Raw genomic sequence first — 1,065 nt, forward strand, 5'->3', positions numbered from 1 at the left:
GTGAGGGAAAGCGCAGCCGCCGAGGCGATCAGGGAAAGGGTCAGATGTTTCATTTCCAGATGTTTCATTTCGTAGCGCCAGGTAACTAAGACGTACGAAATGTAACTACTTTTTCTGCATCGACCCCCCGAGCAAGTACGAAAGTGTTAACTTTTTGCGCTATCCAGGGAAAATCCTGTAATGCCTTTGCATACACGTGACACGCGCCGCTTGTCGCGGCCGATCGGCCGGGGGCATGGCGATAGGCACGAGCCGACAGGGCCGGGCGACGTCGTCCCGACGTCCGGCTACTTGCCCTTGGAGCGGATCTTCAGCCACTCCGTGTTCGGAAGTCGTTATGCCTTGATGCCCCCCAGAAGGGCGACCGCCTCCAGGCCAACCAGGGTCATCTGGGCTTCCGGGTGAGCGGCTCGCAGTGACCTGACCTCGCGCTCCAGCTTGCGCACCTTCTCAGCCAGTTCGGCAGCCAGGACGTTCGCGTGGTGCCCTGCTTCGATGGCAGTTGCTTCCGCAGCTGCACCAGCGAGCATCACGCCGAGCATGCGTTTCTCGCGCGGTGTCAGCGTCAGGACGTCATCGCCGATCTCGATCTTGGACCAGCCATCGGGCAGGCTTGTCTGGCTGATGGCGCGGGCCGGCGGGAAATGCTTCGCGGGCACGAACACCCCGCGGCCCACCCGATGCACTTGACCCTCTTCGATCAGGACGCCGATGCGATCATCAATGATGGACAGCTTCAGGCCAGTGAACTCGGCGAGCGTCTCGCGCAAGACAACGCGCTCTTTCAAATGCAGTTCTTCGACCGCATCCAAGACGATGGCCGTGCTGGATCTCTTCGGCAATGCGCTCATGTCGGGGTTCTCCGTAGCTGGTGGTCCGATTCAAAAAGCGGCAACCGCGCGGGCCATTCCCCACGGGCGATGATGATTCGGCGGGTGTCTGCGCCCCATGCGTGCTCTATCAGCCGGCGCGCTTCCCTGCTGAACATGGTGCCCTGGTCGAACATGGAGTGACAGCCGCGCGTGCCAGGCCGATCGGTGCACAGCGGGAAGCACAGGCGATCGT

The 1,065-nt window shown here is 61.5% G+C and carries 1 protein-coding gene and 1 pseudogene; both read right to left on the bottom strand.

Annotated elements, in window-relative coordinates:
• Positions 1 to 335: 335 nt before the first annotated feature.
• A complete protein-coding gene (locus tag AC1DY5_RS56795) occupies positions 336 to 851 on the bottom strand; it encodes a hypothetical protein (RefSeq protein ID WP_478122898.1) in 516 nt (171 codons plus the stop codon).
• Positions 848 to 1,065 (bottom strand): annotated as a pseudogene (locus AC1DY5_RS56800) (hypothetical protein); the annotation flags it as partial. The pseudogene AC1DY5_RS56800 and the gene AC1DY5_RS56795, both read right to left, overlap by 4 nt.

The sequence above is a fragment of the Variovorax sp. P4_D9 genome, assembly GCF_056401695.1.

Excerpts from the sequence above, each read along its gene's own strand:
- AC1DY5_RS56795 (WP_478122898.1), bottom strand. The coding sequence starts at position 851 with ATGAGCGCATTGCCGAAGAGATCCAGCACGGCCATCGTCTTGGATGCG.